The following is a 13,484-nucleotide window of genomic DNA, read 5'->3' on the forward strand; positions in this document are numbered from 1 at the left end:
ACAAAGATGTCCATCGGCGCGGTTCCGTGCCCCTGACCTGCGAGATCGCTAGCCTGGGCCGCATGACGCAGTCAAGGGTGGCCGGGCAGTTCACCAAGGCGCCGACCGGGATGGGAGTCGCGGCGGCGATCAGGCAGGCGCGACTCCGGGGCGCCACACCTCACGTGCTGGACGGATCCGGCGCGCCGAGTTCGGCGGCCATGCTGGAGTCGATCGCCCGGCTCCTCGACTTCCCTGAGGATTTCGGGCACAACTTCGACGCGCTCTACGACTGCCTCACCGACCTGTCCTGGCTGCCCGCGGGCGAGCATGTGCTCGTCTGGTCCAAACCGTCGGTGCTGCGCCGAGCGGATCCCACGGCCTACGACGCGCTCGGGAGCCTGCTGTCCGACGCCGTCGGCGACGGAGCGTCCGGCAAGGTCACCCTCTCGGTGATCATGCTCGCCAACTGACGCGCCGTCTGAAGCGTTCCAGCCGTCTCTGCGCTTCGCCGGAAAGCTGCGCTTTCGTTAGGCATCACCGCTGGTAACCGCATCTCGCTCATTGCTAGTGTTTCGCCCCAATTAACACAGCTGTCATAGGGGCGAGGTCACATGGCTGGACGCAGGCGTTCCATTCGCGCCAAGATCTTCGCCATCATCCTGGTTCCGGTGACCGCCCTGGTGGCGGTCTGGGCGTACGGCTCCGTGATCACCGTGCAGAGCGGCCTGGAACTCCTCAGGATCCGCACCGTCTACGACAACGTCGTGGTCCCGGCGCAGGGCGTCATCGACCAGCTCCAGGCGGAACGGACCCTGTCCGCCGGATTCCTCGGCAGCAAGGCGACGCTCTCCCCCGAGCTCCAGGAGCAGCGGCAGCAGACCGACGCCGCGGTGTCACGGCTGGAACAGGTGTCCGTGCAGGCCCGGGACGCGACCCCCGACGCGATGTGGGGACGGCTCCAGGAACTCGTCACGTACGCCCGGGGCCTCGGCTCCGTGCGCAGGCAGGTGGACGAGCGCGTGCTGACGGCGCTGGAGGCCGTCGAGCACTACAGCGCCGTCGCCGAGGTCGGCTACCAGGTCTACGACCGGCTGATGATCACTCCGGACATCGAGTTCATCCAGCAGGCGAAGGCGGTCATCCTGATCAGCCGGGCCCGCGAGGTGATGAGCCAGCAGTCGGCCCTGCTCTCCGGATCGCTCGCGGCCGGCCGCATGACGAAGGCGGAGTACGACGCGTTCGGGAAGATGGCCGGCAAGCGCAAACTCCTCTACGAGCTCGGCGTCGGCCAGCTCGACGCCGACCTGGCCGCCCCGTACCTGACGCTGAACTCCTCGGCCACCTACCGGACCTACAGCGCGATGGAGAACGAGGTCGCCGACCGCGTCGTGGCCAACCGCGCGCTGTTCTCCGGCGCGCTCGCCTGGCGTACGGCGAGCGAGGCCATGACCGTCGCGGTCGGCGGGCTCGTCGGCGAGGGCAGCCAGGAGATCGCCGACCGGGCCCTGCCCGTCGCCCGGACGACGCTCTACCGCATCGGGATCGCCGCCGGGCTCGGCCTCCTCGTGGTGGCGCTCAGCATCTTCTTCTCGATCCGGCTGGGCCGGAAGCTCACCGCGGAGATGGTCGGCCTGGAGGAGGCCGCCATCGAGCTGGCCGACCGGCGGCTGCCCGCCGTCGTCACCCGCCTGCGCCGCGGTGAGGACGTCGACGTGTCCGCGGAGACACCGCCGGTGACGATCCCCGGAAAGACGGTCGAGGTCGACCACGTCGCCAACGCGTTCACCTCGGTGCAGCGCACCGCCATCGAGGCCGCGGTCGACCAGGCGCGGATGCGCGCGGGGGTCAACAAGGTCTTCCTCAACCTGGCACGCCGCAACCAGTCGCTGTTGCACCGGCAGCTGTCCATGCTGGACGGGCTGGAGCAGCAGGTCACCGATCCCGACGTGCTGGACAAGCTGTTCGGGATCGACCATCTGACCACTCGCATGCGCCGCCACGCCGAGGGTCTGATCATCCTGTCCGGCGCCGTGCCGGGACGCGGATGGCGCACCCCCGTCGCCCTGTTCGACGTCGTACGCGCCGCGATCGAGGAGGTGGAGGACTACCTCCGGGTCGAGGTCACGGTCCCGCACGGCCCGGCGCTGATGGGCCCGGCCGTGACCGACGTGATCCACCTGATCGCCGAGCTGGTGGAGAACGCGACGATCTTCTCTCCGCCGCACACCCAGGTGTTCGTGCGCGGCGAGGTGGCGGCCAGGGGGTTCGCCCTGGAGATCGAGGACCGCGGTCTCGGCATCTGCGCCGACGAGATGGAGCAGCTCAACGCCAAGCTGGCCGAACCGCCCGAGTTCGACCTGGCCGACAGCGAGCGACTCGGCCTGTTCGTCGTCGGGCGGCTGGCGAAGCGGCACGGCGTCCGCGTCTCCCTGCGGTCGTCGCCGTACGGCGGAACGTCCGCGATCGTGCTCATCCCCGCGGAGCTGATGGCCGAGGGTGGCGCTCAGGAATACCCCGCCGAGAGCATGGTCCCGGCGCAGCCCACGCCCGTCCTCGCGCTGACGCCGCCTCCAGACGACCTGCCCAGGCGGGTACGGCAGGCCAGCCTCGCCCCCCAATTGCGTCCCGCGCACCAGCAGCCGCAGGAGGATTCGTGACCGAGCAGGAGCAGGGGCCACTGCTCCGGCCCTACACCATCACGCGCGGCCGGACCCGTCCCACCGGTCCGGATTTCGACCTGATGACGATTATCAGGACGGCGCCGTCCGCGTTCGAGCGGCCGACCGGGCTGACGCCGGAGCACCTGCGCATCCTCGGGATCTGCCAGACCCCCACGCCGCTGGCGGACCTGGGCGCCGAGACCGGGCTCTCGGTCAACGTCCTTCGGATCCTCCTCGGCGACCTGCGGGAGCGGGGCATGATCACCGCCCGTCCGCAGGCATCGGTCAGCCAGTTGCCGGAGGAGCGCATCCTGCTCGAGGTGATCCAGGGCCTCCAGGCGCTCTGACGCCACGGCGTTCCGCCGGTGGTGCGAGATGCCGGAGATACGGTGCCGGGGCGGCATCGGTGACGCGGTGCGTGGTGGCGTGCCAGTGTTGCGGTGGTTCCTGGGGCGGCGATGTCGCACGTCTCGCTTGAGAGCCTTCGGCACCTGTGCCGAAGGCGCCCGCGGGCGATGTGCGACCGTCCCGCCGCCGGTTCAGTTGCCGCCCCTGTAGAGCGCGTAGCACTCCACCTCGGAACGGCGGTAGGTGAGGCCGCTCTGGACGGAGTCCTGCACGCACCGCTTCTGGCGCTTGCTCAGTCTGAGCTCGCCGCACACGGTGATGCTGGAGTACGTCCGGCAGTCGAGGTTGGGGTTTCTCGCCCCGATGGTGTAGGTCCGCCGGACCTCCGCGCGGCACTCCCGCCGGGCGGCCCTCGTATCGGCGTACCGGCACTGGTTGAGGAGGATCCGATACTGCTCCCGGCTGACCGTTTGCTTGCCCACGCCGTCCATCGGGTGTCCGGCGCCGGCGGTAGCGAGCGTGGTCATCGCGGCGAGCGCCGCAACGCAGATGATCTTATTCATAGCGCACCCCCACTGCTACCTAACGTTACATTCCACCCATATCGCGCGACCAGGTGGGATGCCGGAGTCACCTCACGGCGTGCCGTGCCGTACGGACCGCCAGGGCCGCGCCCACCAGGAGCAGGGCGAGGCCGCCCACGGCGAGCGGCGACGGCCCGGCAGGAACCCCTTCCGACCTGACCACGCCCATGTAGTCCAGCGCCGCGACTCCGTTGACGGCCAGATACCACAGGCCGAGGTAGACGACCTGGAACACCCGATGGGTACGGGTGGCCACGCCGAGCGCCAGCGCGAGCGCGGGGACCAGGAGCGCGCCGCCCGCCCAGGAACCCACCCCGGCCCAGTCGGCCGTGGCCGCCATCCGCACCGCGGGCGCGATCCCGGTCACCGCGGTGAGCACCACCCCGGCCGTCCATTCCGCCAGGAGCCCGCGCCACATCGTGGGGTAGGCGCCGAGCAGCCCCTCCACGCCGTGTTCGACACGGAGCGTGCCCAGGCGGGACCAGACCAGCACCGGCCATATCCAGGCGAGAGGGAGCAGCGTCGCGGGCTCGGGAGTGGCGAAGCCCGCCACGGTCACGGCCGCGACCACGAGCCACCACCACGGCGAGACGCCCCCGGCGAGGACGCGCAGTTCGCCCGCGAGGAGCCGCCAGAAGGCCCGGCCCCGTCCCGGCGCCGTCATCGTCACCGTCGCCGTCGCCGGGGGCACGGGAAGGCCGACGGGTCCGCCCATGCCGGGCTCTCCCCGGCCAGCGCGCGGGAGGTCTCCGAGGATCTCGTCCTGAGCCTTCGCCCGGCCCCTTCCCGGCTTGGACGGCACGGCGACGGGTCCGCGGCCGAGACCGCGCGCCGGATCGAACCTGCCGAACCAGAGCGTGGGCAGCAGCGCCACGGCGATCCCCACCGCGAGAAGGACCAGCCGACTCCCCATAAAAGCCCCATCAGGGGTGAACCCGTCCCATCGGAAGGTCCGCAACGGCTCGGCCACGGAGGTCAGGCCGAGGCTGAACTCCCGGCCGCTGACATCGATCCCTTGCTCGACCAGGGCGGCGCGCATCGACTCGGCCGCCTGGCGCACCCCGATGCCGCCGAGAGGAGCGTTCCGGGACTGTCCTCCCAGCACGAGAACCATCGAGACGACGAACCAGACGACGTTCCCCACACCGCCCCGCAGCAGCGGCACGGTCTCGAACAGCACCGCCGCCGCGGCCGTCAGCACCAGCGGGGGCAGCGTGATCAGCGCGAAGGGAAGCAGCAGCGCGACCGGATCGAAGGCGCCGGACTCGCCCCGCGCGAACTGCATCAGCGGCGCCGTCACCGCGAGCACGCCCGCCATCGAGGCGAGCACCAGGACGTTGCTGAGGCACTTCCCGACCAGGTATGTCGGCGTGCGGAGCGGCGAGGCGGCGAGGAGGTGCCCCACACGGGTGCGCTCGTCGCGGGCGATCGCGTCGCGTACGACGTAGAACCCAGCCATCGTGAGCCACAACGCGCCGGCGAGCGCGGTGACCGTTCCGATCCAGGCGCTGGTGTAGACGCCTCGATAGCCCCCGACATCCATGATCACCCAGTGGGAGGCCGCGTCCGGTACGGCCAGGCAGGCGAGGCCGACCGCCGCCAGCAGGGTCACCGCGTACGCGGGACGCCGTACCCGCTCCCGGAAGTCGGCGACGGCGAGCGCGATCGGCGCCCGGGCGGTCACCGGGTCACCACCCGTCCACCGGTGACCCTCGCGGCGCCCACGGCCTGCGGAGCCCGCGCGGCGGGGCCGTTGATGACGGCGAGATACACGTCCTCCAGGTCGGGCGTCACCTGTACGGCGTCGCCTTCCGGCGGCGGCGTGGGTGACAGGAGCCGGAGGCGTGTCCCGCCCGCCGTACGGATCATGCGGCTGATCACGTACCGCTCCCGCATGGCGGCGGCGCCGGACGGCCCGGCGACCGTCTCCCACACGTGGCCGTCCACCTCTCGCAGGAGTTCCTCCGGGCTGCCGCGCCGCAGCAGCCGCCCCTGGGCCACGATCGCGATGTCGGACGCCACGGACTCGATGTCGGAGACGATGTGCGTCGACAGCAGCACCACCCGGTCCGCCGCCAGGTCACTGAGCATGGTGCGGAACCGTACCCGCTCCTCCGGATCGAGCCCGGCCGTCGGCTCGTCCACGATCAACACCCGGGGATCGCCCAACAGTGCCTGGGCGATGCCGACCCGGCGCAGCATGCCTCCGGAGTACGCGCCCAGGGGCCTCCGGCCGGCCTCGGTGAGGTTGACCAGTTCGAGCAACTCGCCGATGCGCGCCCGCGCCGAGCGGGCCGACAAACCCTTGACGGCGGCCAGGTAGGAGAGGAACTCCCTGGCCGTCAGGTGGGGATAGACGCCGAAGTCCTGCGGCAGATAGCCGAGGGCCTCGCGGAGCGCGCCCGGCCGGGACACGACGTCCGTCCCCTCGAAAAGCACCTTGCCGTGAGTCGGGCGGGTGACCGTCGCGGCGATCCGCATCAGAGACGACTTCCCCGCCCCGTTGGGGCCGAGGAGCCCGAGTAGTCCCGCGCCGAGACGCATGGAGATGCCGTCCACGGCCCGCTTGCCTCCCTTGTAGACCTTGGAGACATCCACCAGTTCGAGCATCGGTGTCCCTGTCGTCGCGTGATGTGATGTGCCGTTCACCCGTGTAGTCCTGTTTCGTCCCGTGTCATCGGTGTTGTTCGTGTCGTCGGTGTCATCGGTGTTGTCCGGCCGGCGTCATTTCGCGCTGGTGGAGGCGACGACGTCCGTGCCCGCGCCGCTCGGGCCACCCCCGCCACCCGTGCCGCCCGTGCCGGTGGAGGGCGTGCCACGCAGGTCCGTCTTGCGGCCGTCGCGCAGGACCTTGACCTCGCGCGGCACCTCGACCCGAAACCGGGCCGAGCAGTCGGCCCATCCGGAGCATCCGGCCCGCAGGTTGAGCGTCTTCCCGTCCAGGGACCAGCTCGACGTCGGATTGGTGCCCTTCACGTCGAACCAGAGGGTGACCTTGATGTCCTTCCTGTCCGCCGCGACCAGGTCCGTCGGGGTGTCGTGCGCCCGCACGTCCAGCGTCCTGCCGCTGAACGGGAAGGTCGTTTGGCGCGGTGTCGCGTTCGAAGCGTTCGCGCAGCCGGTGAGGGCCGCCGCGGCCACGAACGCCACCAGGGCACACGTCATCGTCTTGCGCGTAATCATCAGATCCTCCGATGCGCGGGGATTGGGCATCCCCAGCAGGATCCGGCCTCTCGGCGCTCGGCGGCATCTGCCGTTCGGCAGATATCCGGCGCCTTTCCCGCACCCGTGCCGCCGGAGGCGCGGCACGCGTTTGGGCACTGTGCCGCTGAAGGCGCGGTAGGTGTTTGGGCACCGCACCGCTGAAGGCGCGGCACGCGTTTCGGCGGCGGGGCGTCTCCGGTGACCCGGCACCCCGGCGACCCGGCGAGTCCCCGTGCGATCTGATCGGACCTACGGCGTCACGTCGTCCGCCGCGAGTCCCTCGCGTTCGCCAGCGGTCAGGTGCCGTCGAGGTGCGGGTCGGGATCCAGCCTGTTCAGGAGGCGGCGGAGTTCTGCAGGCTCGCCACGCGGCCAGCGTTCGGCCGACTCCCGCAACCGCCGGAGCTCGGGCAGTGCCACCTCCAGCCCATCCCATCCGATGACGGCCTCCAGCAGCCGCTCCACCTCCTGCGTCTGCGGCTCGGCGGCCAGGCGCGCGCGTACGGCGGGGTTCAGCTCGTCGGCGAACCGGTCGGCCATGGAAAGCAGCGACGTCAGAAGCGTCGTGTACGTGTGCGGATTGCGCGGCCCGTCCATCCTGTGCGCGAGGGACTCCCGGCGATCAGGAGGGTGAGCGTCGTGGGCATGTCCGGCTCGACCTCGACGCGGGCACGAAGCTCGGCGGGCAGCTCAGGATCGGAGCAGTAGGTCAGCACGAACGCGGACGCGCGCCGGATCGCCGTGCTGGGATGGTCCAGCCGGGCCGGCAGCGCCGGTGTCCCGGCCCCACCCACGGTCTGCAGTCAGTCCGCCCAGTCCTCGGACATGTGCCGTGGCACGTTCTGGGGCACGAACCGCAGGCCGAGCTCCTCGGTGAGTGCCCCGATCCCCGCGCCGGCCTTCGGCCCCGCCTCGGCCCGCATGGAGCCGAAACCCAGGATGACGTCGAACCAGGCGAAGCTCACCGGACTCCTCCTGCCGTGTGATCGCGATCGTCCAAACGCGCGTAAGGGCTCAGGCGGGTGCTGGGGTCTTCCGCGTGCGAAGGAGAGCCGGGGTGGTCAGCGGCCCCGGGAGGCCGGGCGACGATCATTGCCGTCGGGGCGTTCGGCACCGGTAGGACGGCTCCGACCCGCCACCCCTTCCCGTGGCGGCCGGCGGTGAGCGTGCCCCCCAGCGCCTCGACCCGCTCCGCCAGACCGATCAGGCCGGTGCCCCCGCCATGCCGGTCATTCCCCGTCAACGCCTTCGGGCGGGCGCGCCGATCGCCATCCGCCTCTCCCCTCCAGGCCATGAGGACGCCCGTACCGGCCGCGCCGCCGTCGTCGACGACGGACACCTCCAGCGCGGGACCGGCGGCACGGACGGTCGAGACGAGCACCCGTGTCGCCGAGGGCGCGTGCCTCCGTACGTTGGTCAGCGCCTCCAGCACCACGGCGTAGGCGGTGCTTTCGATCTCTCGCGGCAGCGTTCCTGCCGTCTCGCCGGCCGGGTCCTCCGGCCGCCCGCCGTTCGGACCGCTCCTCGGATCGCTCCTCGGATCACTCTTGGGATCACGGTCCGGCTCATCGCTCCGATCACCGGTCAGTTCTTCGGCCAGAAGGAGCTCGGCCGGGATCCCTCCCGTGGCGGAGAACCGGCCGACCAGGTCGGGCAGGTCGGCCAGGCCGTACATCCTGGTCGGGGGCGGCTCCGCCGCGGCCCGATCGTCCGGGTCGCGCAGCGCGCTCACCATGTGGTCCATCGACGCGAGCGCCCGCAGCCCGGCCTCCTCGATGCGTGCGGCGAGGGCCCGCGCCTGCTCCGGATCCTGGTCGGCGAGTTGTGCCGCCTGGGCCTCCAGCACGATGCCGGTGACCTCATGGGCGACGAAGTCGTGCAGGTCCCGGGCCACGTCGAGCCGCTGGGACCGGCGTGCCTGTGCGACCGCGCGTACCCGCCGGTCGTCCAGGGATCTGAGGTACAGCGCGACACCGGCCACGACCGCCACGGGGAAGAAGGACATGAGGCAGGCGAGGATCGACGTCTCCGCCGTCGGGTTGGGCATGCGCAGCGTGAGGCGCAGGGGCAGCTCGAACGTGACCGCGACGCCCAGCGATGCCCCGATCACCGCGGCCTGCCATCCCGGCGTCCGCCGCACCACCCTGCCGAGGAGGAGCAGCAGCGCGCCCATCTCGACGGGAAGCCAGAGCCCGACGAACTGGTGCCGTCCCTGGTAGACGAGTGCGACGGCGAAGGAGACCACCGTGACCGCGCTCGCCGCCCTGGCGAGCGTGATCCCCCGGTACGGCCAGCGCGTCAGTGCGGCGGCCATGGCCAGCGTGGCCGAGGAGGCGACGACGAGCGCGCTCGGAGGCGCGAGCACGGCCGGGACCGGCACCATCACGACGACCATGGCGCACAGGAAGGCGCGGATCCGGCTTCGGGTCATGAACGTGAGCGTACGCAGCGCCACGGACCAGCGTCGTCGTGACAGATCCGGATATTCACCGTCATCGGGCGCGGGCGTAGCCCATCTCCCAGGCGCGTACGGCGATGCCGACCCGGTTCCGCACGCCGAGTTTGCGCTGGATGCTCGCCACATGGGTCTTGACGGTGCCCGGCGAGATGAACAGCTCGGCGGCGATGTCGGCGTTGGTCTTGCCCTCGGCCACCTGGCCGGCGATCTCGATCTCTCGCTCGGTCAGCGGCTCGGGCAGCGGATCCTGCCGCGGTCCTGCTCCGGTGACGTGCTTCAGCAGTCGCACCGTCACGGACGGGCTAATCAGGCTGTCTCCGGCCACGGCGGCCCGGACCGCCTCGATCAGGAGGGCGGGACCCGACCGTTTGAGCAGGAACCCGGACGCGCCGTGGCGCAGCGCCGGATAGACGTACTCGTCGAGGTCGAAGGTCGTCACGACGACGACACGGACCGGGGCGGCCACGTCGGGACCGGCGAGCAGCCTGGTCACCTCCAGCCCGTCCATCCTGGGCATGCGGATGTCGACCAGCGCCACGTCCGGCCGGAACCTCCGGGCCATCTCGACCGCGCTCACGCCGTCGGCGGCCTCGCAGACGACCTCCATGTCCGGCTGGCTCTCCAGGATGCGGCGCAGGCCGCGCCGCACCATCTCCTGGTCGTCGGCGATCAGGACACGTATGGTCATCCGCCCATTCTCCCCGTCCGCCGCCCCCCGCAGCGCCGCCGTACGTGTTCTCCTCCTACCGGCATTCGGCGCCGGCCGGGGCGGGAGAGCCCTCCGAGATCTAGCATCGGGACATGGCGGACGATGTGCTCTCCTGCCCCCGGTGCACGCGCTCGATGGATCCCGGATTCGTCGTGGGACGCTCCCCCGGATCAAGTTCAAGAGCAGCCAGGACATGGTCGGCGATCTCGGCGGAATCCTCCTGACCAGCGGCTTCTTCAACCACAGCGCGGACGCGTTCCGGTGCTCCGAGTGCGGCACGGTCGTCATTCCCGGCACCGTTCCCGGCAGCCTGGACGCAGCCGGGGACACGCCGTGAACGGGCGTCACCCCGTACGTTTCCCGACGATCACGACGGGGATCTCCCGGTCCGCCATGTCCCCATAATCCCGATTAATCCTGATTAGTCGGGATAGCCTCGATACCCAGGTGCGTGCGGTGATGCTTCGGGGTGTCGATCTCGTCGAGCATCGCGACCGCGAAGTCGGCGTGGGAGATGCGGCTGTCCGCGTCGGCCGGGGCCGTGCGGTACTGCCCGGTGCGCCCGCCCTCGTAGTCGAAGTCACCGGCCGGACCGAGAGCCAGCCAGTCCAGGGAGGTGGTGGCGGCGCGCAGCACGTCCGTCCCCGCACCGTGTCCCATGAAGAAGGCGCGGTACTCCTGCGGGTATCCCGGCGTGTCCATGAGCGGCACGCCGGACGCGGTCTCCAGGACCGAGGCGAGCCCGACCGTCACCAGCCGCTTCACACCGGCCCGCGTCAGGCCGTCCAGCAGGCCACGCGCCGCGGCAGGGAAGAAGACGTCGGCCGGCGTGCTGAGATCGGCTGCGGTGTTGATCGCGGCGTCGTGTCCGGCGGCGAGCCTGGCGACGGCGTCCGCGTCGGTGACGTCACCGATGGCGAGGAGCACGCCGCCGCCGGCCGCCAGTTCGCCGTACTCGGCGGCGGCGGCGCTGTACTCGGCCGCGTCGAGCACGACGGCGGTGACCCGGTGACCGCGTCGGCGGGCCTCCTTGGCGGCCGCCCGCCCCACTCTTCCAGCCGCACCGAAAACAATGATGTCGCTCATCGCAACCGCCTCATCCACATGAGGCCGGACCTGATCGCCGGCCACTGCGCGGGACGCTATCCGGAGGGGTGGTTACCACCGGGATACCGGTTAGCGTGGCTGCTGTGAGAGAGCCCCTCGATCCGGACATGTTCGATCCGGTCTGCCCCTCCGATCTCGCGCCGATCCGCTTCGGCGACAAGTGGTCCGGCCTGATCATCCGCTGCCTCGAACACGGGCCGCGACGCTTCTCCGAGCTGCGGGTCCCCCTGCGCGGCATCTCCGCGAAGGTGCTCACGGGGTCACTCCGTACGCTCGAACGGGACGGCCTGGTCTCGCGCACGGCCCATCCCGGGCCGCTCCAGCGGGTGGAGTACGCGCTGACCCCGCTCGGGCGCAGCCTCCTCGGACCGATGGCCACCGCGTGCGCCTGGGCCGAGGAGCACTGGGATGAACTCCTCGACGCGCGTGAGGCCGCCGCCGGGCTGACCTGACCCATCGGGCAGACCGGCCGTTCCGTCGCACGGCCGACGGATTTCGCACATGAACGTCAGGCTCGGGAGCGCGCCCGGTCGACGGTCCAGCTCTTGATCACCATTCTGCAATAATGTCGGATCTTTACCTTTGGGGAAGGTTAGAGACGACATGCCGTCAATCGCCGTAGCCGTCGCAGATCATCCTTATCCGCTGATCCGCGGAGGTGGCCTGTTCCTCCTCTTCGTCGGCCTGGGCTTCCTGGGGAGCTGGGCGTTCAACAAGTACTGGATCCAGTTCCTCATCGGCGGGTTCATCACGGGATTCACGGCGAGCGGCCTCAGCGCGCTGCTCCCGAGCCTCGGCAGCCCGTCGTTCGCGCACATCGCCGGGCTCGTCGGCTCCTTCGTCATCGAGGCGGGCCTGATCTATCTGGTCCTCACGAAGAACAAGGACGCGGACGAGCGGACGCTGATCCTCAGCATCTTCTTCGTCGTCGGCCTGCACTTCCTGCCGATGGGTCTCGCCCACGGCCCGCTGATCACGATCCTGGGCGTCCTGACGGCGATCAACGCTCTCGTCGGGCTGCGCCTGGCGCGCACGGTGCCCACCCCCGTGTTCGGGGTCGTCGACGCGGTGCTCAAGCTCGGCTTCGGCGCCGTGATGCTCTTCGCCTACCCGGCCCTGACCTTCAGCTGACGTCGCCTGCGGGTAGGGGGATCCCGGCCGTGACGCCGAGCGCGTCCGGAAAAAAGTTTGCCCGGGCGATGGCGAGTGGGATAGAACTTGCTGCGATCTCCCGGCCGGCGACGGCCGGCCCCGCTTCAACGAGAGGAGGGATAAGCCGATGCGTGCCATGACCATCGTGCCGGTTCCTTCCCGGGGCACCGCCGAGCGCTGACCCCCGGAGCGACCAGGCACACCTTTGCCGAAGGAAAGTGCCTTGCCTCAGAACGACCTGATCATGCGTCCGATCACCGGGCGCGAGGAGCTCACCCTCTTCAACCGCCTGCCGTACGTGCTCAACGACGAGCTCGCGGAGGATTTCGACCTGGGACGGCGGCGTCCCGAGTGGATGTGGGTGGCCCTGCGCGGTGACCGCCTCGTCGCCAGGCTCGCCTGGTGGACGCGGCGTGCGGACGAACCGCCGTTCATGCTGGACATGTTCGACCTCGACGACGACCTGCCCGGCTCCGAACGCCGTGACCTCGGTGCCCGGCTGCTGGGGACCGCGATGGCCGCCGTCGTGCCCGAGGGCGCCCGGCCCGCCGAGTACAGCCGGTTCATCCCGCCCACATGGCGCGACGACGACGCGACCCGGCGGGCCGTCGAGGACCGCATGGCCGTACTCGAAGGGTTCGGCGCCCGGCTGCTCGTCGAACGGCTGCGCCTGGAGTGGCGCCCCGGGACACCGATCCCCGAGCCGAGCGGGCGGCTGCGGTTCCGGCCGGTCGCCGATCGCGAGGAGCTCGTCGAGCTGATGACCCTCGTCCTGGACGGCACCCTGGACGCACACAGCCACGCCGATCTCGCCCAGATGACCCCCGCCCAGGCGGCGCGGGCGCAGTACGACGACGAGTTGGCGCGCTACAAGAGCCCACGGGAGTGGTGGCGGATCGCGACGACGCACGACGGCGATCCCGTGGGGTTCGTCATCCCGGCCCGCAACAGCTATAACCCGATCATCGCGTACATCGGCGTCCTGCCCGCGTACCGGGGAAACGGCCACATCGGCGACCTGCTCGCCGAGGGCACGCGGATCCTCGCCGCGCAGGACGTCCCCCGGATCCGGGCGTCCACGGACGTCGGCAACGTCCCGATGGCGCGGGCGTTCCAGCGCGCCGGATACGTCAACTTCCAGCGTGAGATCAACATGACCTGGAGCTGACGCGCGTACGGGCCGGGCGGGACATCATCGTCCCGCCCGGCCCGGATGCCGGATCCCGGATCCCGGATCCCGGATCCCGCCGGAGGGCGCTGCCCGAATGCGGGCGGCGCTCC

The 13,484-nt window shown here is 70.7% G+C and carries 17 protein-coding genes; 7 read left to right on the top strand and 10 right to left on the bottom strand.

Annotation, left to right across the window (positions count from 1 at the left end; all coding sequences use genetic code 11):
* Positions 1 to 62: 62 nt before the first annotated feature.
* The 3 genes from AB0I59_RS22630 (at position 63) to AB0I59_RS22640 (ending at position 2,989) form a co-directional block, all read left to right on the top strand.
* Complete coding sequence (locus AB0I59_RS22630; protein WP_358135721.1) at positions 63 to 452, top strand: barstar family protein; 390 nt, start codon at positions 63 to 65, stop codon at positions 450 to 452.
* A gap of 141 nt (positions 453 to 593) precedes the next feature.
* Positions 594 to 2,639: a sensor histidine kinase gene (locus tag AB0I59_RS22635; RefSeq protein WP_061253788.1), complete on the top strand. Its 2,046-nt coding sequence runs from the start codon at positions 594 to 596 to the stop codon at positions 2,637 to 2,639.
* Positions 2,636 to 2,989, top strand: coding sequence for a DUF742 domain-containing protein (locus AB0I59_RS22640; RefSeq protein WP_358135724.1), 354 nt, complete (start codon positions 2,636 to 2,638; stop codon positions 2,987 to 2,989). The genes AB0I59_RS22635 and AB0I59_RS22640 overlap by 4 nt, the downstream gene beginning before the upstream one ends.
* Before the next feature lie 192 nt (positions 2,990 to 3,181).
* Here the strand turns inward: AB0I59_RS22640 and AB0I59_RS22645 are convergent, their stop codons facing one another.
* The 9 genes from AB0I59_RS22645 to AB0I59_RS22685 form a co-directional block, all read right to left on the bottom strand.
* Complete coding sequence (locus AB0I59_RS22645; RefSeq protein WP_358135728.1) at positions 3,182 to 3,553, bottom strand: hypothetical protein; 372 nt, start codon at positions 3,551 to 3,553, stop codon at positions 3,182 to 3,184.
* A 67-nt stretch (positions 3,554 to 3,620) separates the two neighbouring features.
* Positions 3,621 to 5,258, bottom strand: a complete 1,638-nt coding sequence (locus AB0I59_RS22650; protein WP_358135731.1) for an ABC transporter permease — start codon at positions 5,256 to 5,258, stop codon at positions 3,621 to 3,623.
* Complete coding sequence (locus tag AB0I59_RS22655; RefSeq protein WP_061253791.1) at positions 5,255 to 6,184, bottom strand: ATP-binding cassette domain-containing protein; 930 nt, start codon at positions 6,182 to 6,184, stop codon at positions 5,255 to 5,257. Before AB0I59_RS22655 ends, AB0I59_RS22650 begins: the two co-directional genes overlap by 4 nt.
* Positions 6,185 to 6,298: 114 nt before the next feature.
* Positions 6,299 to 6,757, bottom strand: a complete 459-nt coding sequence (locus AB0I59_RS22660; protein WP_063818659.1) for a hypothetical protein — start codon at positions 6,755 to 6,757, stop codon at positions 6,299 to 6,301.
* Positions 6,758 to 7,074: 317 nt separating this feature from the next.
* The gene (locus tag AB0I59_RS22665) at positions 7,075 to 7,317 is read right to left on the bottom strand and encodes a hypothetical protein (protein ID WP_061253792.1); all 243 of its coding nucleotides are present in this window, start codon (positions 7,315 to 7,317) and stop codon (positions 7,075 to 7,077) included.
* 14 nt (positions 7,318 to 7,331) lie between these two features.
* A complete protein-coding gene (locus tag AB0I59_RS22670; RefSeq protein WP_358135735.1) occupies positions 7,332 to 7,571 on the bottom strand; it encodes a hypothetical protein in 240 nt (79 codons plus the stop codon).
* 9 nt (positions 7,572 to 7,580) lie between these two features.
* Positions 7,581 to 7,742 carry a hypothetical protein gene (locus tag AB0I59_RS22675; RefSeq protein WP_358135738.1) on the bottom strand — a complete coding sequence of 54 codons (162 nt, stop codon included), beginning with the start codon at positions 7,740 to 7,742 and terminating at the stop codon, positions 7,581 to 7,583.
* A complete protein-coding gene (locus tag AB0I59_RS22680) occupies positions 7,739 to 9,208 on the bottom strand; it encodes a sensor histidine kinase (RefSeq protein ID WP_358135741.1) in 1,470 nt (489 codons plus the stop codon). The genes AB0I59_RS22675 and AB0I59_RS22680 overlap by 4 nt, the downstream gene beginning before the upstream one ends.
* Before the next feature lie 61 nt (positions 9,209 to 9,269).
* Positions 9,270 to 9,923 (bottom strand): response regulator, encoded by a 654-nt coding sequence (locus AB0I59_RS22685; RefSeq protein WP_061253794.1) that lies wholly within the window; start codon positions 9,921 to 9,923, stop codon positions 9,270 to 9,272.
* Between the two features lie 142 nt (positions 9,924 to 10,065).
* On the opposite strand from AB0I59_RS22685, the gene AB0I59_RS22690 reads away from it, so the two are divergent.
* Positions 10,066 to 10,281 (top strand): hypothetical protein, encoded by a 216-nt coding sequence (locus tag AB0I59_RS22690; RefSeq protein WP_358135746.1) that lies wholly within the window; start codon positions 10,066 to 10,068, stop codon positions 10,279 to 10,281.
* A 74-nt stretch (positions 10,282 to 10,355) separates the two neighbouring features.
* Here AB0I59_RS22690 and AB0I59_RS22695 read toward each other — a convergent pair whose 3' ends face one another.
* Positions 10,356 to 11,030 carry an NAD(P)-dependent oxidoreductase gene (locus tag AB0I59_RS22695; protein ID WP_358135749.1) on the bottom strand — a complete coding sequence of 225 codons (675 nt, stop codon included), beginning with the start codon at positions 11,028 to 11,030 and terminating at the stop codon, positions 10,356 to 10,358.
* 104 nt (positions 11,031 to 11,134) lie between these two features.
* Between AB0I59_RS22695 and AB0I59_RS22700 the strand changes: the two genes are divergently transcribed.
* The 3 genes from AB0I59_RS22700 (at position 11,135) to AB0I59_RS22710 (ending at position 13,371) form a co-directional block, all read left to right on the top strand.
* Positions 11,135 to 11,503: a winged helix-turn-helix transcriptional regulator gene (locus AB0I59_RS22700; RefSeq protein ID WP_061253797.1), complete on the top strand. Its 369-nt coding sequence runs from the start codon at positions 11,135 to 11,137 to the stop codon at positions 11,501 to 11,503.
* 151 nt (positions 11,504 to 11,654) lie between these two features.
* A complete protein-coding gene (locus tag AB0I59_RS22705; RefSeq protein WP_061253798.1) occupies positions 11,655 to 12,182 on the top strand; it encodes a DUF6609 family protein in 528 nt (175 codons plus the stop codon).
* A gap of 244 nt (positions 12,183 to 12,426) precedes the next feature.
* Positions 12,427 to 13,371 (top strand): GNAT family N-acetyltransferase, encoded by a 945-nt coding sequence (locus tag AB0I59_RS22710; RefSeq protein WP_358135752.1) that lies wholly within the window; start codon positions 12,427 to 12,429, stop codon positions 13,369 to 13,371.
* The last annotated feature ends 113 nt before the right edge of the window (positions 13,372 to 13,484 follow it).

Source organism: Microtetraspora glauca (assembly GCF_040656155.1).
In the GTDB taxonomy this organism is placed as follows: Bacteria; Actinomycetota; Actinomycetes; order Streptosporangiales; family Streptosporangiaceae; genus Microtetraspora; species Microtetraspora glauca.